At 65.0% G+C, this 22492-nt stretch carries 21 protein-coding genes and 1 pseudogene; 13 read left to right on the top strand and 9 right to left on the bottom strand.

The genetic code is table 11. The features are described 5' to 3' along the window. Positions 1 to 26 precede the first annotated feature (26 nt). The 3 genes from ACOQPH_RS12440 to ACOQPH_RS12430 are packed head-to-tail and all read right to left on the bottom strand — an operon-like array spanning position 27 to position 2960. Positions 27 to 764 carry a hypothetical protein gene (locus ACOQPH_RS12440; protein ID WP_420621696.1) on the bottom strand — a complete coding sequence of 246 codons (738 nt, stop codon included), beginning with the start codon at positions 762 to 764 and terminating at the stop codon, positions 27 to 29. Between the two features lie 14 nt (positions 765 to 778). Beyond that, the gene (locus ACOQPH_RS12435) at positions 779 to 1657 is read right to left on the bottom strand and encodes a DNA-processing protein DprA (protein ID WP_420621695.1); all 879 of its coding nucleotides are present in this window, start codon (positions 1655 to 1657) and stop codon (positions 779 to 781) included. 4 nt (positions 1658 to 1661) lie between these two features. After that, positions 1662 to 2960, bottom strand: coding sequence for an SIR2 family protein (locus ACOQPH_RS12430; RefSeq protein ID WP_420621694.1), 1299 nt, complete (start codon positions 2958 to 2960; stop codon positions 1662 to 1664). 255 nt (positions 2961 to 3215) lie between these two features. On the opposite strand from ACOQPH_RS12430, the gene ACOQPH_RS12425 reads away from it, so the two are divergent. From ACOQPH_RS12425 to ACOQPH_RS12410, 4 genes are all read left to right on the top strand, one after another. Next, entirely contained in the window at positions 3216 to 3875 is a 660-nt protein-coding gene (locus tag ACOQPH_RS12425) for an O-methyltransferase (RefSeq protein WP_420621693.1), read from the top strand. A gap of 10 nt (positions 3876 to 3885) precedes the next feature. Then, positions 3886 to 4668 carry an alpha/beta hydrolase gene (locus tag ACOQPH_RS12420; protein ID WP_420621692.1) on the top strand — a complete coding sequence of 261 codons (783 nt, stop codon included), beginning with the start codon at positions 3886 to 3888 and terminating at the stop codon, positions 4666 to 4668. 88 nt (positions 4669 to 4756) lie between these two features. After that, positions 4757 to 5941, top strand: a complete 1185-nt coding sequence (locus tag ACOQPH_RS12415; protein WP_420621691.1) for an amidohydrolase family protein — start codon at positions 4757 to 4759, stop codon at positions 5939 to 5941. A 4-nt stretch (positions 5942 to 5945) separates the two neighbouring features. Next, positions 5946 to 7547, top strand: coding sequence for a hypothetical protein (locus ACOQPH_RS12410; RefSeq protein WP_420621690.1), 1602 nt, complete (start codon positions 5946 to 5948; stop codon positions 7545 to 7547). Here the strand turns inward: ACOQPH_RS12410 and ACOQPH_RS12405 are convergent. Beyond that, positions 7543 to 7695 (bottom strand): annotated as a pseudogene (locus tag ACOQPH_RS12405) (VapC toxin family PIN domain ribonuclease); the annotation flags it as partial. The gene ACOQPH_RS12410 and the pseudogene ACOQPH_RS12405 sit on opposite strands and share 5 nt — an antisense overlap. 146 nt (positions 7696 to 7841) lie before the next feature. Between ACOQPH_RS12405 and ACOQPH_RS12400 the strand changes: the two are divergent. The 5 genes from ACOQPH_RS12400 to ACOQPH_RS12380 all read left to right on the top strand — a co-directional run bounded on the left by ACOQPH_RS12400 (position 7842) and on the right by ACOQPH_RS12380 (position 12937). Continuing rightward, the gene (locus tag ACOQPH_RS12400) at positions 7842 to 9557 is read left to right on the top strand and encodes an HNH endonuclease signature motif containing protein (protein ID WP_420621689.1); all 1716 of its coding nucleotides are present in this window, start codon (positions 7842 to 7844) and stop codon (positions 9555 to 9557) included. A 211-nt stretch (positions 9558 to 9768) separates the two neighbouring features. Next, the gene (locus tag ACOQPH_RS12395; RefSeq protein ID WP_420621688.1) at positions 9769 to 10065 is read left to right on the top strand and encodes a transcriptional regulator; all 297 of its coding nucleotides are present in this window, start codon (positions 9769 to 9771) and stop codon (positions 10063 to 10065) included. Further along, positions 10062 to 10493 (top strand): type II toxin-antitoxin system VapC family toxin, encoded by a 432-nt coding sequence (locus tag ACOQPH_RS12390; protein ID WP_420621687.1) that lies wholly within the window; start codon positions 10062 to 10064, stop codon positions 10491 to 10493. The genes ACOQPH_RS12395 and ACOQPH_RS12390 overlap by 4 nt, the downstream gene beginning before the upstream one ends. 73 nt (positions 10494 to 10566) lie before the next feature. Further along, positions 10567 to 11244, top strand: a complete 678-nt coding sequence (locus ACOQPH_RS12385; protein ID WP_420621686.1) for a dienelactone hydrolase family protein — start codon at positions 10567 to 10569, stop codon at positions 11242 to 11244. Positions 11245 to 11323: 79 nt separating this feature from the next. After that, a complete protein-coding gene (locus ACOQPH_RS12380) occupies positions 11324 to 12937 on the top strand; it encodes a M1 family aminopeptidase (protein WP_420621685.1) in 1614 nt (537 codons plus the stop codon). Between the two features lie 112 nt (positions 12938 to 13049). Here the strand turns inward: ACOQPH_RS12380 and ACOQPH_RS12375 are convergent, their stop codons facing one another. The 3 genes from ACOQPH_RS12375 to ACOQPH_RS12365 all read right to left on the bottom strand — a co-directional run bounded on the left by ACOQPH_RS12375 (position 13050) and on the right by ACOQPH_RS12365 (position 15949). Continuing rightward, positions 13050 to 14651: an ATP-binding protein gene (locus ACOQPH_RS12375; protein ID WP_420621684.1), complete on the bottom strand. Its 1602-nt coding sequence runs from the start codon at positions 14649 to 14651 to the stop codon at positions 13050 to 13052. Between the two features lie 149 nt (positions 14652 to 14800). Continuing rightward, on the bottom strand, positions 14801 to 15694 hold the full coding sequence (locus tag ACOQPH_RS12370; protein ID WP_420621683.1) for a MaoC/PaaZ C-terminal domain-containing protein: 894 nt from the start codon (positions 15692 to 15694) through the stop codon (positions 14801 to 14803). A gap of 84 nt (positions 15695 to 15778) precedes the next feature. Further along, a complete protein-coding gene (locus ACOQPH_RS12365) occupies positions 15779 to 15949 on the bottom strand; it encodes a hypothetical protein (RefSeq protein ID WP_420621682.1) in 171 nt (56 codons plus the stop codon). 119 nt (positions 15950 to 16068) lie between these two features. Between ACOQPH_RS12365 and ACOQPH_RS12360 the strand changes: the two genes are divergently transcribed. Genes ACOQPH_RS12360 through ACOQPH_RS12350 form a run of 3 tightly spaced genes read left to right on the top strand, consistent with a single transcriptional unit; the run spans position 16069 to position 19321 of the window. Continuing rightward, positions 16069 to 16815 carry a lysophospholipid acyltransferase family protein gene (locus ACOQPH_RS12360; RefSeq protein WP_420621681.1) on the top strand — a complete coding sequence of 249 codons (747 nt, stop codon included), beginning with the start codon at positions 16069 to 16071 and terminating at the stop codon, positions 16813 to 16815. A 23-nt stretch (positions 16816 to 16838) separates the two neighbouring features. After that, positions 16839 to 18089: a CaiB/BaiF CoA transferase family protein gene (locus ACOQPH_RS12355; protein WP_420621680.1), complete on the top strand. Its 1251-nt coding sequence runs from the start codon at positions 16839 to 16841 to the stop codon at positions 18087 to 18089. Further along, the gene (locus ACOQPH_RS12350; protein WP_420621679.1) at positions 18089 to 19321 is read left to right on the top strand and encodes a CaiB/BaiF CoA transferase family protein; all 1233 of its coding nucleotides are present in this window, start codon (positions 18089 to 18091) and stop codon (positions 19319 to 19321) included. Before ACOQPH_RS12355 ends, ACOQPH_RS12350 begins: the two co-directional genes overlap by 1 nt. 27 nt (positions 19322 to 19348) lie before the next feature. On the opposite strand, the gene ACOQPH_RS12345 is transcribed toward ACOQPH_RS12350, so the two are convergent. After that, positions 19349 to 20092 (bottom strand): helix-turn-helix domain-containing protein, encoded by a 744-nt coding sequence (locus tag ACOQPH_RS12345; protein ID WP_420621678.1) that lies wholly within the window; start codon positions 20090 to 20092, stop codon positions 19349 to 19351. A gap of 143 nt (positions 20093 to 20235) precedes the next feature. Here ACOQPH_RS12345 and ACOQPH_RS12340 point away from each other — a divergent pair, with 143 nt between their 5' ends. Next, positions 20236 to 21366 (top strand): LLM class flavin-dependent oxidoreductase, encoded by a 1131-nt coding sequence (locus ACOQPH_RS12340; protein ID WP_420621677.1) that lies wholly within the window; start codon positions 20236 to 20238, stop codon positions 21364 to 21366. Between the two features lie 206 nt (positions 21367 to 21572). Here the strand turns inward: ACOQPH_RS12340 and ACOQPH_RS12335 are convergent, their stop codons facing one another. Next, complete coding sequence (locus ACOQPH_RS12335) at positions 21573 to 22475, bottom strand: alpha/beta fold hydrolase (RefSeq protein WP_420621676.1); 903 nt, start codon at positions 22473 to 22475, stop codon at positions 21573 to 21575. Between the last annotated feature and the right edge of the window lie 17 nt (positions 22476 to 22492).

Here is a 22492-nt window from a genome sequence, read left to right as displayed (position 1 = left end):
GTTTGCTTGACGCAGCCCGCGATTGCCTACCTGTCGCTGTACGGCTGGACCGTCCAGGCGAAGGGTTGCCGCGATTGGCGGTCCCACCACTCGCGCACTTCGGGCCTCCAATCTGGATTCACTCGCCGAGCGACTACAACCACCAATGGCACGACGGCACCGGCATTTCTGAGAGCGTAAGCCGCCGACTGTGATCGGGCACCGGTGGTGAACACGTCGTCGAGAAGCAGAATTCGACGACCTGTCACGGCAGAAGCTGGCTCGAACGCTTGGGCATTGGGTTTCCTGTGCCCGATTTCGCCCGACCCGCGCTTGAGGTGGTGCGCCAGAGGACCGCATGCGTGAGCGCTGAATTCCGCGAGTGCTGTCTCGAGCGGGTGAGGCGGTTCCCGGTCAGATGACGGCACGACGCACACTGAATCCCATCCACCGAAGTGGTCCTCGAGTTGTATTCGGCTATTGCCGAAAAACGTCTCTACGAGCGCCGCGATTTCCTGACTGAGTTGACGACGCAATTCGGCGTCATCGCTGTCCTTGTAGTAGCGGAGCCGGTCTCGCATCGGAGACGGCTTGCAGTACAGGGAAACCGGCACGACTTCGCTTGCCGAGCCGAGTCTGTCGCGGCACACATAGCAGCTTCCGCACACCTGCTCGGCCTCGTAGCGGTGGCCCCGGCACACTGGGCACACGTCGGAGCCGCTAGCCGGAACTGCCACACAATCGTCTTCAAGCGCCTCGGCAAGCGCCGCGAGGACCGGATTCATCTCGTGCTCAAGCGTCAGCCGTGTTTCGCCAGAGCAAGAATTTCTGAGGCTGAGCCGACGAGATGCACTCCGTCGTGCTTCGCCGAGAGGGTCCTTGCCCAGTCGCTCTTGCACAGCAGCGGCCCCCACAAGAGCACGGGCCGGCTGAACGCCAGGGCGAACTCCATTTCGATGCGCGTGCCGCTCGATTCCTCGGCATCAATGATCACGCTGGCGTCGCTGAGCCCTGCGATCACTGCATTACGAGTCGGAAAGCTCGTCTTCGAGGGTTCGAGACCAGGCGGGAATTGCGAGACCACGGCGCCTTGTTGGCTGAGTTGTCCAGCTAGCCCAGCATTCTCGGGCGGGAACACAACATCGATGCCGGTGCCGACGACGGCGACGGACCGTCCGCCTGCTGCAAGTGCTCCAGAGTGCGCGGCAGTGTCAACGCCACGAGCGAGTCCCGAGACAACCGTCGCTCCCGCGCTGGCGAGCGCGGCACCCACCTCACGGGCTGTCGTCGTCGCCTGTTCGCTCGCCGCGCGACTTCCCACAACGGCGAGAGAACGTGCGCCGTCGAGCGCTCCGCGGACGAAGAGCATCGCTGGCGCTTGCCCCGTCTTCAACAGCTGGGCTGGATAGTCGGGAGTATCGCTCAGCAGGATCCTGAGGTCCGGCCAACGATGGACGAGTGATTTGATCTCCGCGCGCCAAGCACGCTGGCGCGTCGGAGAGGGGATCAATTCGAGCGAACTGCGCGATTGATCGGCAGTGATCCAGCCGTCGTCGCATTTCGTCAACTCCGCGTGGGCCAGCAGCAGCGCAGCCTCGTCAAGGAGTAGCTGACTTGTCGGCGAACCGCGTCGCTCAACCGACGCCGCAGCCGCCGCGGCTTCAATCACACTTGACATGTTCTCACGTTGACCCTTCCAAATAGAGCGCCTGCGCGGATAGCCGAGCGGCGGAGTGAGCGCATTCGACGTCTGCGCCGTCACGGAGCTGCAAGAAGAGGTTGCGCGGCACCGGCAACCCACCCAAGCGGTAGCTATTGAAGTCGGCATCGATCCGGGACCACTCGTCGAGCGACGCGCCGCCGAACTTGGCGACGGGTATGACCCCAAGGCCGTGTTCGTTGGCTAGTGCAATTTCTTGACTCACCCCAGGGCCGCCGCCTACGGCGAGAATGGCGCGTACGTTCGCAAACGCAACGGTACGCAGCTCGCCGCCGGTCGAACCTTCGAACACAATGCTGCCGCGTCTCTGACTCGGCTCACTGAGCGGTTCGAGTTTGCTCCGGCGTAGCAGTGTGAACCGCTCCGCCTCATAGTCGCCCTGCGCCTGCAAGTGACTGAGGACTTCATAACCGGCTTGAGCGCCGAACTTGCCTGCGGCGCTCAGACTGATCTCGTGCTCGGCGAGGGACCTGCCAAGCAGGCTTGCAAACGCGGCGAGTGTCTCGTCGAGTTCGATCGAAGGGTAAGTGTCACCGGATTCTTCAGGCTTGGGACCGGCGGGCGAGCCGGAAATGAAGAGGCGAGTCGGTCGGCATCGCACAACGAGTTGCCGCATGAGCGGCTCGATCGCAGCGTGATCGTCGACCACAGCCACCCGAATACCGACTTCTTGGAGGTCACGCAGTCGGTGGCCAAAGAGCGCCGTGCGCTGGTCGGGTCTTCTCATCAGCGCGAAGTGCGGCCTGAGGGCGCGACCTCGCATGCGCCGCACGAGGCGAAAGATCTGTTCGAAATTGGGATCTTCGAAGCTGAATCCCAGAAACAAGAAACTCTTGGTCAAGAAGGTCGCTTGTAGCAGCGACCAGAAGCGCTGGTGCGTGTCGGGGTACCGGACGAATTGGTCACGCGCCAGCACGAGCGGTTGTGCTGGCGTCGATGCGCAGCCGTGCATCTTGTAAATGCGCTTCAACGATGCCGTGGTGTCGTCGATGAAGTCGTCGTCGCTGACCAAACAGCGGACCCCGTCGCCGCATGCCCGCTCGATCAGGCTGTCGAAGTTGGTTGTCCAGATTTCTGGCAATGGCAGAGCAGCAAGGAGTTCGTGGGTTCGACGCGGCGCCGGCTCGCCAATTCTGACGAGTTCACCTCGGCAACGATCTTGTAGCGCATCCTCACCGTGGATGTTGACGTAATACTGGGCGAGAAGCGTGAGATCGACCGCATCGTCGAGTTCGAGACGCTCGCGTACTGGTTCGAGCAAACCCGACCAGTCTGGGAAGCCAGCATCACGTGAGAGGCCCGCTCCTATGAGCAGGGTCGCGGCGTGTCTCTCTACGCACCGTCCAAATTCTGCGATCAACTCGCTGGGCTCCATATCGGTCGGGACGTTACATCGGCAGCTGCCGATGTCTCCCTGGGATTCTGGGGCCGTGCTCGCGACAGGGCGTGCAGGGGACGGCGTGTGCGCACAAGTGAGCGGAGCAGACGGGAATCTTGGCGACCTACCCTCGTCGCCGTGTCTCGCCAGAGCGCCTTCATCGAAGATCGAATTGCGTCATACGCGGCAGCGCACTCGCTGCAGCCGACGGCGGTCCAGCGGGAGCTGATTGCCGAGACGGCAACGCTTGGGCGGGTTGCGGGCATGCAGATCAGCCCGCTGCAGGGGGCGTTCATGAGCGTGCTGACGACGGCGTTGCGCCCCCGGCTCGCTGTCGAGGTGGGCACGTTCACGGGCTACTCAGCACTCTGCGTTGCGAGTGCGCTCGAACCGGGTGCCGAACTCATCTGCTGCGATGTGTCCGAGGAATGGACCTCGGTTGCCCGCCGTTACTGGGAGCGAGCAGGTGTGGCTGATCGCATCGACCTGCGCATCGGGCCGGCGCTGGACACGCTGCGGGGCCTGCCGGCCGAACCCCAGATCGACTTGGCGTTCATTGACGCCGACAAGTCCAGCTACATCGACTACTACAAGGAGATCTTCGGGCGGCTCTCGCCGGGCGGGGTGATTCTCGTGGACAACGTGCTATGGGGCGGAACGGTTGCCAATCCCGCCCGAGACGACGATGGCACCGAAGCCATGCGGGCATTCAACGACCGCGTCGCAGCGGACGACCGGGCGCGCAGCGTGATGCTCCCCATCGGCGACGGCCTGACGATGATCACGCGCCGCCAATAACATCCCCGCCGTGCGTGACTCGGCCGCTTGGCCCATCGAGACCCACATCCTCCACCGTCGCGACGCCGACCGGACCTACCAGTTGTGGGTGGCGCTGCCGATGGGTTACCGGGCAGACGCTTCCCGGCCGTACCCGCTCGTTGTCTGTTGCGACGCGCCATGGACCTTCGGCACCGCAGTGGACACGACCCGGATCCTGTCGATGTCCCGGGAGACGCCCCGCTGCGTGGTCGCGGGCATCGCGCACGACACCACCGACATGCGCGAGATGCTCGACTTGCGGGCAATCGACTACACGGTGACGCCGGCCGAGGCCCCGCCGATGACCGGCATCCGGGCGCCTGCCGCTGAGACGGGTGGGGCCGAACCGTTTCGACAGTGGCTCACCAGCGACGTGATGCCGCTGCTGCGAGACCGGTACCACGTCGGCGAGACCACCTACGTCGGCCACTCGTTCACGGCGCTGTTCGGGCTTCACGTGCTCTTCAACTCTCCGGACATGTTTGCTCGCTACCTGCTTGCGAGCCCGTCGGTGTGGTGGGACTACGAGGTCATGTTCCGCCTCGAAGCCGAGCACGCTGCTGCTGGCGGCGATCCGGATGTCAAGGTGTTCATGTCGATGGGGGAGAACGAGACCGACGAGTACTCGCCCCAAGCCAAGTTCTGGGACCAGTTCTCGGCCCGCGGGTACCGCAACATCGACCTCACCTGGCACGTCTTCCCCGGAGAGAACCACAACACCGTGGTCGGCCCGGCTGTCAGCCGCGGCCTTCGAGCGCTGTACGCCGACTGATCGCTGCTTCGAAGTTCCAGCTCCCGAGCGGCATCCCGAACTGCGGTAACCCGGCGTCGTTCCGCGCCGATTACGGGGGTGGGGCAGAATGGACGCACTGGGGCAACGGGGAGGCCGTGACATGGCCATGACGCAGACACGCAAGGGACTTGGACCGCTGGCATCAAACGGGACAGTGCCGGTGTACGACGCTGATGCGCACATCGCAGAGCCGCCGTCGGTGTGGCAGGAATACGCCGATCCGAAGTTCCGCGACCGGATCATGCAGTGCCGGATCCTGGACGACGGCACCGACGCCGCGTTCGCCGAAGGAAAGAAGCTGCGCAACGGCATCGCGCCGGCGTGCATCCCGCATGCGTACGGCACCAAGGTCACCTGGAACGACATCGTGCCGGGCAGCTACGACCCAGCAGCACGCCTGTCGGTCATGGACGACGAAGGTCTCGACGCGGCGCTCATGTTCCCGTCGCTCATGCTGATCTCAGGCGACATCAACGACGCCGAGGTCGCCGTCGAGAACGCCCGTGCCTACAACCGCTGGATGACCGACTTCGTGTCGGAAGATCCGAACCGTCTCTTTGGCGTGGGCGTGTGCCCGCTGCAGTCCGTAGACGGCGCCGTGGCGGTCATTGAAGAGGTCGCGAACGCCGGTCTGACGGGGATTACGTTCCGCCCGGAGCGCTACGGCGGGCTGGAGCTGTTCTCCCCCGACATGGACCGAGTGTGGTCCGCAGCCGAGCATCACGACCTGACGGTCGCTATTCACGGCAGCTTCGGCTCGGGGATGCCGAGCTTCGCCAAGACCCGCTACGAAAACCAGTTCTACGTCCACATGGTGTGCCATCCGTTCGAGCAGATGGCCTCGGTGATGGAGATGGTGGCCTCGGGCGTCCTCGACGACCATCCCCTGCTGCGGGTCGGCTTCTTCGAGTCGGGCCTGGGCTGGCTGCCGTACTGGCTGGACCGTCTCGATGAGCACAAAGAAGCCATGGGCCACCTGGTGCCACGGTTGAAGCGTGACCCCACCGAGATTTTCTCCGAGCAGTGCTTCGTGACCATGGAGGCCGGCGAGGGCGAGGCCTTCGAGCAGGTCGCGGCGATGGGCCTCGCGCACACCGTCGTATGGGGCTCGGACTACCCGCACTACGACTGCACGTTCCCCGGCGCTCTGGCCGAGCTGAACGAAACATTCGAAGGCTTCGACGACGAAGTGAGCAGCCTGCGCAACGAAGTCGTCTACACCAACGCACGCCGCTTCATGGGCCTCTCGTAGCCCCTTGTCGGACGACCTCACCGCGGAGCTGCCCCCGGTCAAGCCGTGGGAGCAGCGCGCAAATGGCGTGCTGCCACTTGCCGGTGGGTACAGGCGGTACTTCGACACCTTGGCTTGGATTCTGCAGCAGTGCCGCGATGACCGGCTGGATCAAAATGAACTACAGCAGCGCTACATGGCGGCTTACTCGCTGGATGCCTATGTGGCGTTAGTTCAGATCCAGGGGCTGCAGAAGTACGGCCTCTTAGAGAAGACTCCAGACCGCATCGCCCTCACCTCGCCCAGCGCTCGCTGGCTAGAAACGCGGCGCGCGGACTTCGTCGTCGGAACCATGCACGCGAACCTGAGGCTCGTCGGTGAGTTGATTCACGAGGTGCGACTACCGCGAACACGAAAGTCACTACTCAAGACTGCCAACGACAGATACGGCTTCGGATGGCAGAAGGACTCGCAGATCGCGTACCGACTCGGATGGTTGAGGTCCGCTGGCTTCGCACAGCAACAGCCCGGCAATACGTACCAGGCAACATCAGCGGGGCTGGAGTTCTTGGAACGCATCGAGTTGTATCGACCGACGACAGAGTCTGCTCCAGCACTCGGTGATCCGCCGCCCGGGTCCGTAGCCGGGACAACGCACGACGACGCACAAGAAGACGGCGAGTTCGGCGCGAATGGAGCACGAGGCGAGAAACCCACTGCGCTCAACACGAAGTTGCATCGTTCCACCCATGATCTAGGTGCCGAGATTGGTGATCGGCTGGTGTCTCTGTCGTGCGATGGCTCCAAGCACCAGGAATTTGAGTTCGCTGTGCGCGATGCCTTCGCGCACTTGGGATTCAGTGCTGAGCACATGAGCGGCCCTGGGCAAACCGACGTGCTGCTCACGGGGATCCAACCCCCCGAAGCTCGAAGAGCGGATTCCCCGACATCGTGGAGCTACATGGTGGCGGTTGATGCGAAAGCTGCGACGAATGGCAAGCTCGCCGACCTTCAAGTCACATGGCCAGCACTGGCACTGCACCGGGAGAAGCATGCGGCTGCGTTCTCGATGCTTGTCGGACCGAGCCCACGTCCTCGACTCTTGCAGTTCGCGGCTGGAGCCTCGGTGGCCGTTCTGAGTGCCGATCAGCTTGCGGGCTTGTGCCGCGATCACGCTCGAGTGCCATTGCCTGCAGCCGACTACTTCTGGCTGTTTGCAGATGCCGAAGGTGAGCCACGAGGGGGCGCCGTCGATCTCAGCCCCATCGCCGCTGCGCGCGCTCAGGCTGTCGTACGTCGGGACCTGCTCGCGCAAGTTGTCGAGGCCGTCAGTGACATAGCGGCGGACTTTGGCCCAGCGAATCAACAGCTGGTGCGATTCTCGCTTACAACGAAGGCTTCGCTGGGCGGTGATGCGCTCAGCGCCGAGGTTGCGGCGGCATTGGATTTCCTCGGCAGTTCGTGGCTACGAGCGCTAGTGCGTGCCGATCCTGGGACTGCCGATCCTCACTACGTGCCGACGGCGCCTAGACGGGTCGTGGCGGCACGCTTGCGGTGGCTGGCGGACGCCTTTGATGAGCATGAGGGAGACACAAGTCTCCATCCCGGGTCTGGCTCAACTCACTAGGCGGTTTGATCGCAAGCCGTTCGACGGGCTGGTCGGTGATCTCCGCGATGAGTTCGAACACCTTGTCGACGTGCAGGATGGTGAGCCCCGCAAGTTCTGCCAACGCTGCGAGCAAGAGATGCGGGATCGACGGCGCACGATGATGACCAGATCGCGGTCCCGCCGCGGCCGGGGGCGGTTCGCCGGTGCCAGCGTGAAGCACTGTCATACTATGAAAAAGTATGTAATATAATTGTAATGGTCTGATTGGATCGAGAACGTGTGTTTGTGACACCCTCCCAATAGAGTGAACACATGTTCTCTCATGTGGAGCAGGCGCTCGGCCACCTCACCACTGCTCTTGACGGCATCGAGGCCGCGCCCAGCGACCAACTGCGCCGCACCCTGTCGCTGTCCAAGCAGCTGCGCAGCCGCGTCGAGCTGCTCGAAACCAAAGCCGCCGCGCTGGTCGCCCGCCGCGAGAACCACGGCGACGGCGGCGCAGGGCTGCTGAGCGAGCACAGCGGCCTGTCGCGCTCCGACGCTGCGCGCAACGTGCGTACCGGCGCCGAGCTTACCTCGATCCCCGACGCGGACGCGGGTGTCGCGGCGGGCCAGATCAGCCTGGAGAACGCGGCCAGGCTCGCTCGCGCAGCGCGCAAGACCAGCCCTGGCGCAGTGCAACACGACCCTGGGCTGATCGGGCTCGCCAAGACCCTGCCAGCCGACGAGTTCGCCCACGCTGCTCGCCGCTGGGAAGCCCAGCACCAAGACGCCGCCGATCTCGCGGCGCAGCATCGCCGCAACCGACGCAACCGACACGTGCGCTTTTGGAACGGCGACGACGGGTCGGTGCAGATGCGCGGCACCTTCGACGCCGAAACAGGCGCCCGCATCCAGCAGCGGCTGCGCCGACAAGCCGAACAACACCGCCAAGCCGACCGCCGCCGAGCCCAGCACCCCAACCGAATCGCTGGCCGCGACAACAACGACAACGGCAACAGCAGCAAAGGCAGCGGCGGCGGTGCTGCTGGGCCCGCGATAGAGCAGCGCACCACAGACCAGCGCATGGCCGACGCGCTCGACACGCTCCTGGCCGCCGGCGCAGCCGCACAATCCGCCAGCACAACAGCACAATCCGCTGGCACAACAGCACAACAGGGCGTTCGCACACCGCCAGCACAAACCGCTCGGCTCGCTGCTGTGCAGGCGCCGCCGCCTGGAACACCACAAGGCGTTCGCACACCCCCAGCACAGGCCGGACCAGCCGACCAGCGACCCGACACGAACCTCCCGCCGCAGCCAGACCTGCTGAGACCGCCCGACACTGACAGCCCACGACCGGGCCGAAACGGCGATGCCGAAGGGATCGGTCAGTCCGAGCCGACGCTCTCAGCAGTGGTGCCGCCGGCCGTTGGGCGCAAGGCCGCCGCGGAGATCATCGTGCGCGCCGACTTGGCCGCTTTGACTGATCAGCCCGGTGGGTTCGCGGAGATCTGCGGTGTCGGCCCGATCCCGCCTGGCACCCTCGCACGGCTCGCGTGCAACTCCGACGTGTGGGTGGAGATCTTCGGCGACACGCTCACCCCGCTATTCGAGACCGTCGCACGGCGCGCGCCCACCGCAGCGCAACGCCGCGCCTTGGTCGCCCGAGACGGGACCTGCATCGGCTGCGGCGCGCTGCCGCTCGAATGCGAAGCGCACCATGTCATCCCGTGGAAAAGCGGCGGCAAGACACATGTCGACAATCTCGTGCTGGTGTGCTGGTCCTGCCACGACCGCATACACGACCACAACTGGCACGTATTTCTGCGCGACGGCCGCTATCGGCTCATGCCCCCCGACCCTGCACAGCCACCGAACCCCGCCCGCTCATGCAAACCCAAACACCGCGCCCCACACCAGTCAGCACCCGCCAACACCTCACAACTGCTGTCACTGCCCCCAGTCGCACCGCCCGCTGTGACCGCCGCCACACCACACAAACCACCGACCGCCACGACGCCGCACGAGACGCAGCCAGCAGCCTGAACACCGTCCGCAGGGTCCGCCGCCTCGCCGCAGCAGCCGCCCCATACCCACGCCAAAGCGCGAAACGCCCGACAACTCCCGCACCGAACACGCGCTGCCCTGTATTGCATCAGCATCGAGCGCGTCCCCAACACGCGAACTACCTGGCCAATCGATCGACAGACTCTTCGGCGGTGATTCGCTGTGACAGCATGACTGCTACCATGCAGTCATGCAGCAGATCACTTGGCGAGCAGACGATGAGCTCGTCGCTCGGATAAAGATCAGTGCCCAGGATCAGCGCATCTCGATGAACGAGTACCTCACCCGGATAGCGCAGGCGGCAACTGACCCCTCACTCTCATCGAATGCAATCGAGGAGATCAGATCGCGCCTCAGACTCGCTGGCCTTCTCTCTGACTTTGAAGCTCGCGACATTGTGCGACCCGATGACGACGCGGTTGCCGCCGCCCGCCAACGAGCCGGTCAGGGAACACCGCTGTCTGAACTGGTTCGCGCCAATCGGTGACGGCATTCCTCGATTCATCCGCTCTCGTCAAGCGCTACGCCAACGAGCCGGAAAGCGACCTGGTGCAAGCCGTCTCGGAGCCGGTGATCGCCAGCGACCTGGCTGCTGTCGAGGTCCCTGCCGCGTTATGGCGCAAGCATCGCGTCGGTGAAATCTCCGCAACCGACGCTCAGATCTTGTGCCTGCGATTCCTGACTGACATCTCCGCATCCACCCGAGAAAGCGACACCGTTCTCATCGAGGTAGGCGAAGACATCCTTCGCTCAGCAATCGACCTCGTAGCCCGTCACCCGCTTCGTGCCTACGACGCTGTGCAGCTTGCCTCGGCGCTGGCCGCATCTCGCCTCATCGGCAGATGTCCATTCGGTTGCTTTGATGAGCAGCTCACCGATGCCGCCGTGGCCGAAGGTCTCATGCTCCTGTGGTGAGTGCGCACGAAATCGCAATCTCCCACAGGCGCAGCACCGATGATCGCGGGCGGGTGCGGTAGACAATGGCGCCATGGGACAGACGATCGAATTGACAGCTTCTGATGGTGTGACGTTCAGTGCTTACCGGGCTGAGCCTGAGGGCGCGCCGAAGGGCGGCGTCGTGGTGGTGCAGGAGATCTTCGGTGTCAACGGCCACATTCGCGGCGTGGCCGACGGGTATGCAGCGGACGGCTATCTGGCGGTGGCGCCGGCGCTGTTCGACCGGGTGCGCTCGGGAGTCGAGTTGGGCTACAACGCCGAAGGCATCGACGTGGGCCGCAAGATCGCCTTCGACGACCTGACGATGGAACAGGTCATGGCCGATGTTTCGGCCGCAGCGGCTTGCGCCTCCGAAGGCGGCAAGGTCGGCGTCGTCGGGTACTGCTGGGGCGGGACGGTCTGCTACGTGGCAGCGGCCCGTCTGTCCGACCAGATCGCGGCGGCCTCCGGTTACTACGGCGGCCAGATCATTCCGCACCTCGAAGAGCGGCCCGCCGCGCCGCTGCTGCTGCACTTCGGCTCGGAAGATCACGGCATCCCGCTGGAGAACGTGAACGCCATCGCTGAGCGCTGGCCCCACGTCGCCGTTCACATCTATGACGGCGCAGACCACGGCTTCAACTGCGACGCCCGCGCCAGCTTCCACCCTGATGCCGCCGGCACCGCCAAACAGCGCACGCTTGCTCACTTTGCTGAGCACCTGAGCTAACCGAACTGCGCATCGGCGCTTCCGATGATCCAGCGGGCGTGACCGTGCGCCGCGACCAACGCCTGAGAGGATGACGCCGATGCGCGGCGTGGCGCCAGGACTGGCGATTGCAGCAGCGGTGGCGTTGGCCATCTCGGCGTGCAGTGCCGCCGATGTCGAGCGCGCTGAGACCACCCTGCCCCCGCCGGCAATGACGACCACCGCTGTCGTCGTCCCGTCCACGACGGCGGCGCCCCCGCTGACCACGGCACTGCCGGTGCCAACCACGACGGTCGCCGAGCCGGAAGAGTCCACCACGTCGACCACAACGCTGCCAGCGGTCCCCGAAGACGAGTCAACCGCAGTGCCGCCACCCGGCGCCGGCGCAGGCGACAGCTTCTACCCGTGGCTCGGCAACAGCGGCTATGACGTCACCCACTACGACCTCTCGCTCGATGTGGATCCCGTCGCCAACACGATCGACGGCCTGACAACTGTTCACGCCGTAGCGACTGAGGATCTCACGACGATCTACTTCGATCTCTCCGGCCTCGAGGTGAGCACGGTGAAGGTCGACGGCGTCCCAGTCGGCTTCGCCCGCGAGCGGGTCGAGCTGATTGTCCAGCCGACGGAGTCAATCCCCGCCGGCGCAAGCTTCACGGTCGAAGTGGCCTATGCGGGCACACCCGAACGAATCAGAGATCCTGGTGTGCCGTTCGTTCGCATCGGCTGGTTCGGCGTCAACGGCGTGGTCTTCACCTCCAACGAGCCGTCGGGCTCGATGACGTGGTTCCCGTCAAACAATCACCCCACTGACAAAGCGACCTTTACCATCCGCATTACCGTGCCGGAACACCTGACGGCAGCTTCGAACGGGCTTCTCGTTGACGAGATCGTGCTCAACGACCGTCGTACCGCGACCTGGCAGATGGACGATCTGATGGCGCCGTACTTGGCAGCGGTGTATGTCGGCGAATTTGAGCGCCACGCCCAAGCGTCCCGCGATGACCTGCTCATCCGGGATTACATCCCGGGATCGCTGTCCGAGCTTGAGAGGCAAGCGACGCTCGAGGCGCTGTCGATCACACCTGGAGCCATCGAGTACTTCGAGGGGTTGCTCGGCCCCTACCCGTTCGATGCCTACGGCACGATCGTGATGCCGTTCACCCTGGGCTTCGCCATGGAGAACCAGACGCTCTCGCTGCATGGCACCCAGACGCTCGGCTCGCAGATCATCGCCCACGAGTTGGCGCACCAGTGGTTCGGCAATTCGGTGACCGTGGCTGATTGGAGCGACATCTGGCTGCATGAGGGCTTCGCTCACTACCTGAGCTTCCTGTACCTAGCTGAGGTGCAAGGCGAGGATCTGGAGGCTCTCATGGCTCGAGAGCTGGAGACGGCGACGTTTGCGGGAGCAGCACCGCCCGGCGGCATCACGGTGGCGCAGCTGTTCGACTTCAACGCGGTGTATCGGAGGGCGATGCTGACGCTGCATGCCCTGCACCGCCGCGTCGGCGACGACGTGTTCTTCGACATCTTGCGACGCCACTACGAATCGTCAGCTGGGGGCACGACCAACACCGCCGAGTTCTTGGCCGTCGTGGAAGAACTGGCCGGTGCAGGAGCCGTGGAACTGGTCGAGATGTGGCTCTACGACACCGAAGTGCCGTCGACCCTGGGCGACTCCCCGCCCGTCAGCGAGATAACAGAATGACGCCGCGGTCTACCTCTGGGCCGCCCGCGATTGCGCTTCTCTGGGGCATGATGGGCCCTTTATGACATAGTTAGCAAGTTCTTGTCAGCAACTGACAACTATGTCATAACCACTAACCGGGCGGGCCCGGCAGCGTGTAGTAGGTACCTCGCCGCTGACCATGTCGCACCAGCTGGCCGGTAGATACAAGCCGACTCAGAAAGCGCAGAGCTTGTAGGCGGTCCACGGTCAACCGCTCACGCACCGCTGTGTTCGTGAGCGGGCCTTCTTGAGCAAGAGCGAGAACCAACGTGTCGATCTCGTCGTCGGACAGTCGCAATCCTGCCGGCGCGCCGAGTTCGTCGCTGGCGACATACGTCGCGCCGCCGCGCTGGCCGAGCTGAGTCAGCAACCTCGCGTCCCGCAAGCGCTGAAGTGCCTGACGCGCTTGCACGCTGTCGACGCCGAGGATGTCACGCACGACTGAATTGGTGAGCTCAACGCCCCGTGCTGCGTGAACCAGGACCAATCGGTCGGCCCCAGCGAGCGATCCCCGCTGTTCGAGTTCGGCTACCCATGCCCGCTCGAGCGGTGTCACCGCACCGACCGTGCGAAGGGTGACCGATACCGAGTCGCCGTTGTCGAGGAACTCCGGCGGTTCCAGGAGATGTTCGGCCATCTCGTCTTGCATGACGTCCACACCGCGACCGGCGTCCTCGGCCAGTCCATAGCGTCGGAGCGTGTCAATGACGGCCAAATTCCGGGCGGCGTACTGTTCCCGGATATTCGCGACCGTGACTGGCTCCGGCAAACCGCCTGGAGAGGTCACGACCACCCGATCATCGTGAAGCTCGATGCGGACCGCGGTGCCATTCGCTTCATAGGAGCGATGCGCGACTGCGTTCGCGATTGCCTCTCGCAGGACGACTTCGGGCAGGCGTGGCAGATCGTGGCGCAGCGTGCCAATCACGACGTAGTCGATGCCGACTTCATCCAAGACGGCCGAGGTAGCTGCTTCGAGCTGGTCGGCGATCGGTCCCATGATTTCGATGCGTCGATCCGGCTCGGTCGCCTCGCCTCGATAGCGGAAGATCTCGATGTAGGCCTTTCCCAGCACGGCGTGGGGTTCAGGCAGCAGGTGTAACGCCCCGGCGACCGTGAGTCTGGGCTCGGGACCTTCGAGTGCGACCAGACCGTGCTCGATCATCCGCTCCGTTCTGCCGTCGGTGTGCCAACCCCACGCCGAAGCCAACTGGTCAACGAGTTCGGGGGCGGCGCTGCTCAGCGGAATTCCCGTCGGTGTGGTGTCGAAGCGCCCCAGAGAGCGCCGACTGACGAGCCGGATCAGATCTTCGCCGAGCAACGCACGGTTCGAAGCCCCGAAGCGATCGAGGACGCTGCCGTCGGAGAGCTGAGCGAAGCCTTCGGTACGGTTTGCGATCGAAACCACTACGACCGGCTTGTCATCGACTGCGATTTGGCGGACTTCGTAGCGACCCGGGTTGACCACCCCTCCGAACACGTTGTTGTTGAGCTGCGCGCTGCCTTTCGAGGTGAGCACGAAGCCTTTCACCGTGCCGTCGTCGCTAGCGCCGAGCAGAATCACGCCGCCGTCGGTGTTCGAGAACGCCACGATCGCGCGGCGCAACTCCTTGACCGACAGCCCCTCTTTGAATTCGACGTGCTCGCTTTCTGCCGGAAATGCGGCACGAAGATCCTCGGCAGTCATCACCATCGGAACAGGCGCGTCATGACGAGGATGAAAAAGCGGATATGACATACTTATCTCTTGCAGTCAGCTATACGACAAATATGTCATAAGTGTACAATGGTTTGCATGGTTCGTACGGGTGAAGACCAGTCGTGTGCTCGTCCGCTGACGGCTCAGCCGCTCAGCAGAATCACGCCGCGGTCTACTGCTGGGCCGCCTTCGGCGTTCAGCACTTCGAAACGGGCTGCTTCGGCGGCATCTCCGAGGCCGGTCACTGGTGTCAGGTCGTGAATCCGGACCGTGATCGTCGACGGCATGAGCACCATGGCGCGGAAGCGGCAGACGATGCGGCGAACCCGGTTCGGATCCCCGTCGGCAACCGCGTCGACGACGGCCGAGACGCCGAGAGCCAGGGTGGCGGTGCCATGCAGGATGATGCCGGGCAGCCCGGCCTTGCGCGCGACGGCGGCGTCGGTGTGGATCGGATTCCAGATGCGAGCGCACTCCGTGTAGGCATGTGCCGCTCCGTGAGCCACGGGCGTCGGAAGCTCAATGAGAGGCTCGGCTGGCAGATCGCTGAAATCCGGCTCTGCGGGCGCGTCAGGGTCGGGGCGATCGGGGCCGACGGTTTCGACGCCGAGGTAGATGCCGCCCTGATACGTCGTTGCGATCGGGTCGCCGTTGGCGTCGACGGTGTCGAGCCGCATCGTCTGAAACGTGCCCGGCTTGCGTTGCTCCATGCCGGAGTAGGTGAGGCTGGTCGTCAGCCGGTCGCCCGGTCGCACCAGGCGGTGCACGGTCAAGTCGTGCGTGGCATGCACCGAGCGCCGGATCTCGTCGAGGCTGATGCCCCAGCGGGCCGAAACGTCACGGCCTGCCACGATGGCCGGCCACTCGGGACACACCGCGAACATCGGGTGCGCCACGACGCCGTCGTCAGAAAGCGTGTCGAAATAGCAATCGTGGGTGTCGTCCAGCGACGCTGAGTAGGCCATCGTCCAGCGGGCGTCCACATCATGGGTGACCGGCCCGATCACCTCGCCCACCATGTCTGTCGGTACTGGCATGCTGTCAAACCCCCGCTGTTCGCGGGCACGAGCGTAGTGATGCCGCGAGGCCCCGCCGACTGGCGGTCGGCGGGTTCGTCGGTCTCAGTAACCGCAGGGCGGGCGCCGGACGGCGGTGAGCACCTTCAGCATGCGCCGGCACAGCTCGCTTGGCTGCGACGGGCGGGTGCAGACGGTGTGTCCGTCGATCCGACGCCGACGTGCGATCCGTTGCCGACGGATCTCGGCGTGATCGGGGATCGTCAGTCGGGTCATGACTTCACTGTAAGTCTGACCGCAGAAAAAGTGTTCGCGGTATTCGCCATTTCTTGCATACCTTTCTTGCGCGGTCCCCATGTCGTCGCGCGGTGCCTTCGAAACGCCAGAATCACTGTGTGGCGAGACGGGCGAACAGATGGAGATTGCGCGGCCCAGGAGGTTTGCTGGCCGCCGACGGCACGGCCGGCTATCGGGCGTGGCGGGCGGCGCGCGGGCTCATTCGCATCGTGCTGTACCGAATGTTCCGGGTGCGCGCCACAGGGCAGGAGCGCCTGCGAGCGAACGGCCCATTGATTTACGCGCCCGTCCACCGCAGCCACCTCGACGGCCCACTCGTCGGGAGCCTCACCCATCATCAAGTTCGCTACCTGGGCAAAGAGGAGCTCTTCCATCCCAAGCCGCTCGGCTGGTTCATGCGCTCGATCGGGACGTTCCCAGTGCGGCGCGGCGAGGCCGACCTCGACGCAATGCGTGCAGCGCTGCAATTGCTGCGAGACGGCGCGGCGATGCTGGTCTTTCCTGAAGGGACGCGACAGCCCTCCGATGACATCGGCCCCATCTTCGATGGCACTGCGTGGCTGGCGGCCAAGTCGGGGGCTCCAGTGCTGCCTGTGGGAGTCGCCGGCACACGCGAGGCCATGCCCAGCGGCGCGAAGTTCCCCAAGAGGACACAGGTGGCGATCGTGGTGGGCGAACCCCTGGCACCGCCGAGCGGGCCAGACGGGGGGCGCGCCCGGCGACCTGACATGACTGCGTGGACAGCGACGTTGCGGGACGCGCTGGAGGACTGCCAGCGGAGTGCACGAGCGCTGGCGAACGAGCCCGGCCGTGGGCGCACGCCGATGCGCGATCTTGTGCCGTGATCGCACCCGATCACCGTTCGCCGGTGTGGCCGAAGCCCGAACCCGGAGCGCTGGCTGGCATCCGCATCTGCGACTTCACCGGGCAGCTTGCGGGCGCTGGCGCCACCAAGATCCTGGCGGCCCTCGGTGCGGAGGTGATCCGCATTGAAGACCCCGTGCGGCAGGGCCGTTGGGACATCCTGCGGGGCACCCAGCCGTTCGTGGGCGAGCACCGCGGCATCGAAGCCGGGGGCTCGTTCAACAATCACAGCGCCGGAAAGCTGGGTATTACGCTCAACTTGCGAGACGACCGGGCGAAGGAGCTGCTCGCTGAACTCGTCGCGGTCAGCGACGCGGTCACCGAGAATTTCGCAGCCGGTGTGATGGACCGCCTCGGCTTCGGCTACGAGGCGCTGTGTGCCATCAAGCCCGACATCGTCTACGTCTCGAACAGCGGCTTCGGTGCGAATGGTCCCTATGCCAGCTTCCGGTCGTGGGGCCCGATTGCCCAGGCGGTATCCGGCCTGACATTCCAGTCCGGCCTGCCCGATCTGCCGCCTGCCGGCTGGGGCTATTCGTTCATGGATCACACCGGCGCCTACTACATGGCGATTGCGATCGGCATGGCGCTGTTTCATCGTCGGCGCACCGGCGAGGGCCAGTGGGTGGACCTGGCCTGCATCGAGGCGGCGGGAACCCTTCACGGCGCAGCATCGCTGGACTTCTCCGTGAATGGCCGGCCAGCGCGTCGGCCCGAGATGCCCAACAGCAACCGTTCGCAGTCGCCGGCGATGGCGCCCCACGGCATCTTTGCGTGCAACGGCGACGACGAGTGGGCGGCGATCGCCGTCCGCAACGACGAGGACTGGCAGCGACTTGCCGATGCCGTCGACGAGCCGTGGACCGCCGACGAGCGATGGACTCGCCTCGCCGGCCGATTGGCGCAGGAGAACGAGCTGGAGCGCCTGGTTGGGGAGTGGACGGCGACGCGGGTCAGGCACGATGTCTCGCAGCACCTCATTGCCGCGGGCGTACCCGCGGCACCGGTGCTGCGCCCCAGCGAACGCATCGACGGCGATCCGCGTACCACGGACTGGGGGCTGTGGGTCACGGTGCCGCACCGGGAGGTGGGCGACACCCGTGTCGAGGGCCTGCCGGTTCGCCTGTCCGAGACTGATTGGGCGATCGGCCGCGCCGCGCCCTGTCTGGGCGAGGACAACCGTTACGTGTTCGGCGAGGTGCTGGGCCGCAGAGATGCTGAGCTAGCTGCGCTGGCCGCAGAGGGCGTCATCTAATGGCCTGGGCTGTCGGTACACGCCCGCTTGACGGCCTCCGGGTCATCGAGCTGACGTCGGAGCGATGTGCGCTCGCGGGCAAGCTGCTTGCCGACATGGGCGCCGATGTGATCGTCGTGGAGCCGCCCGGCGGGTCGCCGATGCGCGCCTACGAGCCATTTGCAGGCGACAGTCCGGATCCCGAGAGTGCCCTGTGGTGGTGGCACTACAACACTTCCAAGCGGTCGGTGGTTCTCGACCTCGACTCCGCCGACGGTGCAACCGACTTCAGAGGCCTCGCCGCAACAGCGGACGTGGTGCTCGAAGCGGAGCCGCTGGAGCGCCTCGATGCCCTCGGTCTGGATTGGGACCAGCTCGGCGCCGCCGCCTCGCAAGCGCCGAATGAGCGGTTGATCTGGGTCTCGATCACTCACAACGGGCGCGAGCGACCTGACCCGCCGGCCACTGATCTCACTGTGCTGGCCGAAGGGGGTCCCGCGTGGTCGTGCGGCTATGACGACCACACGATCCCTCCTGTTCGAGGCGGTGGGAATCAGGGCCTGCAGATGGCGTGCCACTACGCCGTCGCGACGCTGGTGGCCGCGCTGTTATGGCGGGAAGACTCGGGCCGCGGCCAGCTCATCGATGTGTCCATGCTCGCCGCCGCGAACGTGACCTGTGAGTTCGCGACCTACTTCTGGCTGAACCAGCAGGTCGATGTGCAGCGCCAGACCGGCCGTCACGCGCTCCCGCAGATCTCCGAGCCCACGCAGGTTCGTTGCGCGGACGGGCGCTGGCTGAACACCGGGGTGCCGCCTCGGCGCGGACCGGAATTTGCTGCGCTGGCTGAGTGGGTTGCCGAGCTGGACTTGACTGACCAGTGCCCCTACACCGAACTGCTGAAGCTGGGCGAGGCCTACGAGCTGATCGACATCTTGCACCTCGACGCAGATCCGCTCGGCGCCGAGGTGTTCGGCGCCGGGCGCGACACCATCAACTTCCTGGCCGAGCGGCTCGGGGCGCACGAGCTCTTCGTCGGCTTGCAGGCGAAAGGCCTCGCCTGCGGCATCGTCTACTCACCCGAGGAGATGCTCGCCGACGAACACTTCGTGGCCCGCGGCTTCCCTGTCGAGATTGATCACGACGGCACCCCTGTCACGTACCCGGGCGCGCCCTACCAGTTCTCGGCGACGCCGTGGCGCGCGACGCGGGCGCCTCGCCTCGGCGAGCACCAAGATCTTCTCACCGACTGAGCGCTGCAATGCAGCGCCCAGCCTCAGCTACTCGTCGGGGTTGTGGAAGCGGGCCGCCTTGGCGAGCTCTCGCACTTCGGCGCGCTCGTCGGGAGTCAGGCACTCGAAGTCGGGGGCGTGCAGCTTGTCGGTCAGCGACTCGATCTCGTCGCGCGCATCGGCGAGGTGGCTGACGTCGGGATACGGCCGCTCCCAACCGAAGAACTCGGCGTTCCACTCGCCCGCGGGGCCTGACAGGATCGCCTCAAGCGGCCCCATGCCCAGCGCCTGAACCGCGACGGCGTGTCGACCGAAGCGCAGCTCCCGCATGATCTGGGCCATGAAGAACGCACGGGCTGGCCCGGGTTCGCCGGGCCGTGGCAGGTCTCGCCAGCCGACGAATGTCGGAGCGCCCTGGGGAACGGCGGACTCCACGACCGGTTCGAGCAACTCGCCGAGACGTTCAGCGCCCTCCATGCCTGCCAGCCGCTTCTCGCCATATTCGGCGCAGATGTCGGCCCAGATCAGCGCTCCGTCGGACGGCTTCATGACCGCCCGTCCTTGCGCCACCATCGAACGCATCTTCTCCGGCGCCCAGAAGAACGCTGCACCGATGACATTGTCGACAGGGCATTCGCCCAACACGCCCAGCCGGCCGGTCGCATACGCCCCCATGCCCTCTGCCATGCCGCGTTGGGCAGCCTTTTCCAGCGTGGACGGGTCCATCAACCAGTCCATCGCCAGCATTCCCACTGAGCCGCGCATGCTGCGCGCAACCGCTGCCGTCTCCATGACGAAGTTCTCCTGGTTCGATTCGGTCTGACGCTAATCGCGCGGCCCTCGATCGTGCATCGATCACTCCCTCCTGTTCCTGCACGGCTGCGGTTGCTTGAGAATCTGCGTAACATTCGATTTTGGCCGCAACGCACGCGGCTATGAGCAGGGGGCACGTCATGCACGTCGGTTACTCGGCCGTCTTCCAGAACCCAGAGAACGCACTCCCGGACCGAGAGGTTTGGGACCAGGAGATCCGCATGGTCTCCGAAGCCGAGGATCTCGGCTTCGACTCGATCTGGACGGTGGAGCATCACTTCACCGACTACACGATGTGCCCCGATCCAGTGCAGTTCCTGACCTGGGTTGCGGGCAAGACGAACCTGCAACTCGGCACCGCCGTCATCGTGCTGCCCTGGCACGACCCGATGCGCGTCGCCGAGCAGGTGACCATGCTCGACAACCTCTCCGACGGCCGTCTCATCCTCGGCATCGGGCGCGGCCTGGCCCGCGTCGAGTACGAGGGCTTCCGTGTCGACATGAACACCAGCCGGGAGCGCTTCCTGGAGTACGCCAAGATGCTCATCGAAGGCCTCGAGCAGGGCTACGTGGAGCACGACGGCGAATTCGTGACCCAGCCTCGCCGCGAGATTCGCCCCAAGCCCGAGCATTCCTTCAAGGGCCGCACCTACGCCGCTGCTGTGTCGCCCGAAGGCATGCCGCTCATGGCGCAGCTGGGCATCGGGCTGCTGGTGATCCCCCAGAAGCCTTGGGAGATTGTCGAGTCTGACTTCGCCGCCTATCACGGCGAGTGGGCCAGGCACCACACCGCGCCGCCCCCGCCCCCGCTGTCGGGCGGGTTCTGCTGGGTCGACACCAACGCGGAACGTGCCGAGGAGAAGGCGATGGAGCACATCGGCAACTACTACGGCACGGTGATGAAGCACTACGAGTTCGGTCCCAAGCGGCCGCACGAAGGCGTCAAGGGCTACGAGTTCTACGAGGGCATCTCGAGGTACATCGACCGCCACGGCGCCCGCGGCGCAGCCGAGGACTTCACCCGGTTGATGCCATACGGCACGCCCGACCAGGTGCTCGAGAAGCTCCAAGTCATCAGGGAAAAGATCGACATGGCGGCGTTCTTCCCGAACCTCTGCTTCGCCGGTATGAACTGGACGGAGGCGCGCCGTAACCGCGACCTGTTCGCCGCCGAGGTGCTTCCCGTGCTCAAGGAGTGGGACGCTCCGCCGGTGGGCCTCGCCGCCACCGAGTTGGTAGCTGCGGCCGCATAGCAGTCCGAGATGTGCGCAGCCGTCGGCGCCGGTTCCTGCGCACAAGCGCTCGATGCGGGATTGGTCGGGCGAGCGGGTTCGAGGTGATTACGTTGGAATGCGCAGTGCCATTGGCGTTACAGGAGCCTGCGATTCCGTAGACGAAGACTGGGGCATGTACTGCGCCCGTTGCAATACGGCGGCAGCTTGGCTATGACGTGCAGCGGCTATGAGCCAAGTCCCTGAGACTCCAGAAAGTCGATGGTGAGCGTCGCAGTGATCTCTGGGTCTTCGACCTGCAAGAAGTGCGTGAGATCAGGAACGAAGTCATAACCGACGGTTATGAGCTCGGACATGTCCACGGTCGGCAGAAACGAGAATGGCACAGTCGGATCGCCGCCGATCACTTTCACTGGTATCGGCAGGCGGCCGATGATGCCCGGAAGTTGCATCGTGAACCCGAAGGTCCACTGGGAAAGCGCAGTCTCGTGTTCGGGTGGGCAGCGCAGTCGCCAGCCCTCGGCGTCTTCCACCAGGGTCGAGCGGGCGAAGAGTTCGAGTGTGGTTGGCGGCACGAGTTGAAACGCAGGGTTTCGGGCGAGGCTCTCTGCGAGCTGGTGGGGATGATCGAATCGCTCGCGACGCTGACTGGCGGCGCGCGCCATGAATTGGCCGATGGCTTCGATGTCGTCTGGAGCACCGTCCGTCGGTCTAACGGGGGGATCGAAGAGCACGAGCGCGGCGAAATCCGGCTCTTGGGCTGCGTGATGCAGCGCCACGACGCTGGCGAGCGAGTGATGTACACCGACAGTCGGCTTCTCTCCGAAGGCCGATTGCGCGGTCCTGAACACGGACTGGCTGTCTCGGACCAGCGTGGGTACATTCAGCGTCTCGAGCGGGCCGAGGCTGCTGTATCCGTGGCTGCGCATGTCGTATGCGATGATCTCGTACCGGATTGCGAGCTGAGACCAGAACGGCAGGTATGCGTCGGCCGCGAGGCCGCAGCCGTGACCCAGCAGCACCCGGCATCGACTCGCCAGGTTGCCGTGCCTGCGCACGCTCAACATCACGTCGTCGTCGACTGTCACATCGATGACAGCGTGTGGTTCAGGCACAACCCAGTCAGACACGGCCGACGGATCCCCTG

This window comes from Candidatus Poriferisodalis sp. (assembly GCF_965221945.1).
In the GTDB taxonomy this organism is placed as follows: Bacteria; Actinomycetota; Acidimicrobiia; order Acidimicrobiales; family Poriferisodalaceae; genus Poriferisodalis.
This window is presented reverse-complemented; position numbering and strand designations above follow the sequence as displayed.

What these genes read in the sequence shown, in the direction of transcription:
- ACOQPH_RS12365 (WP_420621682.1), bottom strand. Translation starts at nt 15,949, where the DNA reads ATGACCCGACTGACGATCCCCGATCACGCCGAGATCCGTCGGCAACGG.
- ACOQPH_RS12340 (WP_420621677.1), top strand. Translation starts at nt 20,236, where the DNA reads ATGAGCAGGGGGCACGTCATGCACGTCGGTTACTCGGCCGTCTTCCAG.
- ACOQPH_RS12380 (WP_420621685.1), top strand. Translation starts at nt 11,324, where the DNA reads ATGCGCGGCGTGGCGCCAGGACTGGCGATTGCAGCAGCGGTGGCGTTG.
- ACOQPH_RS12435 (WP_420621695.1), bottom strand. Translation starts at nt 1,657, where the DNA reads ATGTCAAGTGTGATTGAAGCCGCGGCGGCTGCGGCGTCGGTTGAGCGA.
- ACOQPH_RS12440 (WP_420621696.1), bottom strand. Translation starts at nt 764, where the DNA reads ATGAATCCGGTCCTCGCGGCGCTTGCCGAGGCGCTTGAAGACGATTGT.
- ACOQPH_RS12370 (WP_420621683.1), bottom strand. Translation starts at nt 15,694, where the DNA reads ATGCCAGTACCGACAGACATGGTGGGCGAGGTGATCGGGCCGGTCACC.
- ACOQPH_RS12400 (WP_420621689.1), top strand. Translation starts at nt 7,842, where the DNA reads ATGTTCTCTCATGTGGAGCAGGCGCTCGGCCACCTCACCACTGCTCTT.
- ACOQPH_RS12350 (WP_420621679.1), top strand. Translation starts at nt 18,089, where the DNA reads ATGGCCTGGGCTGTCGGTACACGCCCGCTTGACGGCCTCCGGGTCATC.
- ACOQPH_RS12395 (WP_420621688.1), top strand. Translation starts at nt 9,769, where the DNA reads ATGCAGCAGATCACTTGGCGAGCAGACGATGAGCTCGTCGCTCGGATA.
- ACOQPH_RS12385 (WP_420621686.1), top strand. Translation starts at nt 10,567, where the DNA reads ATGGGACAGACGATCGAATTGACAGCTTCTGATGGTGTGACGTTCAGT.
- ACOQPH_RS12415 (WP_420621691.1), top strand. Translation starts at nt 4,757, where the DNA reads ATGGACGCACTGGGGCAACGGGGAGGCCGTGACATGGCCATGACGCAG.
- ACOQPH_RS12345 (WP_420621678.1), bottom strand. Translation starts at nt 20,092, where the DNA reads ATGGAGACGGCAGCGGTTGCGCGCAGCATGCGCGGCTCAGTGGGAATG.
- ACOQPH_RS12375 (WP_420621684.1), bottom strand. Translation starts at nt 14,651, where the DNA reads ATGGTGATGACTGCCGAGGATCTTCGTGCCGCATTTCCGGCAGAAAGC.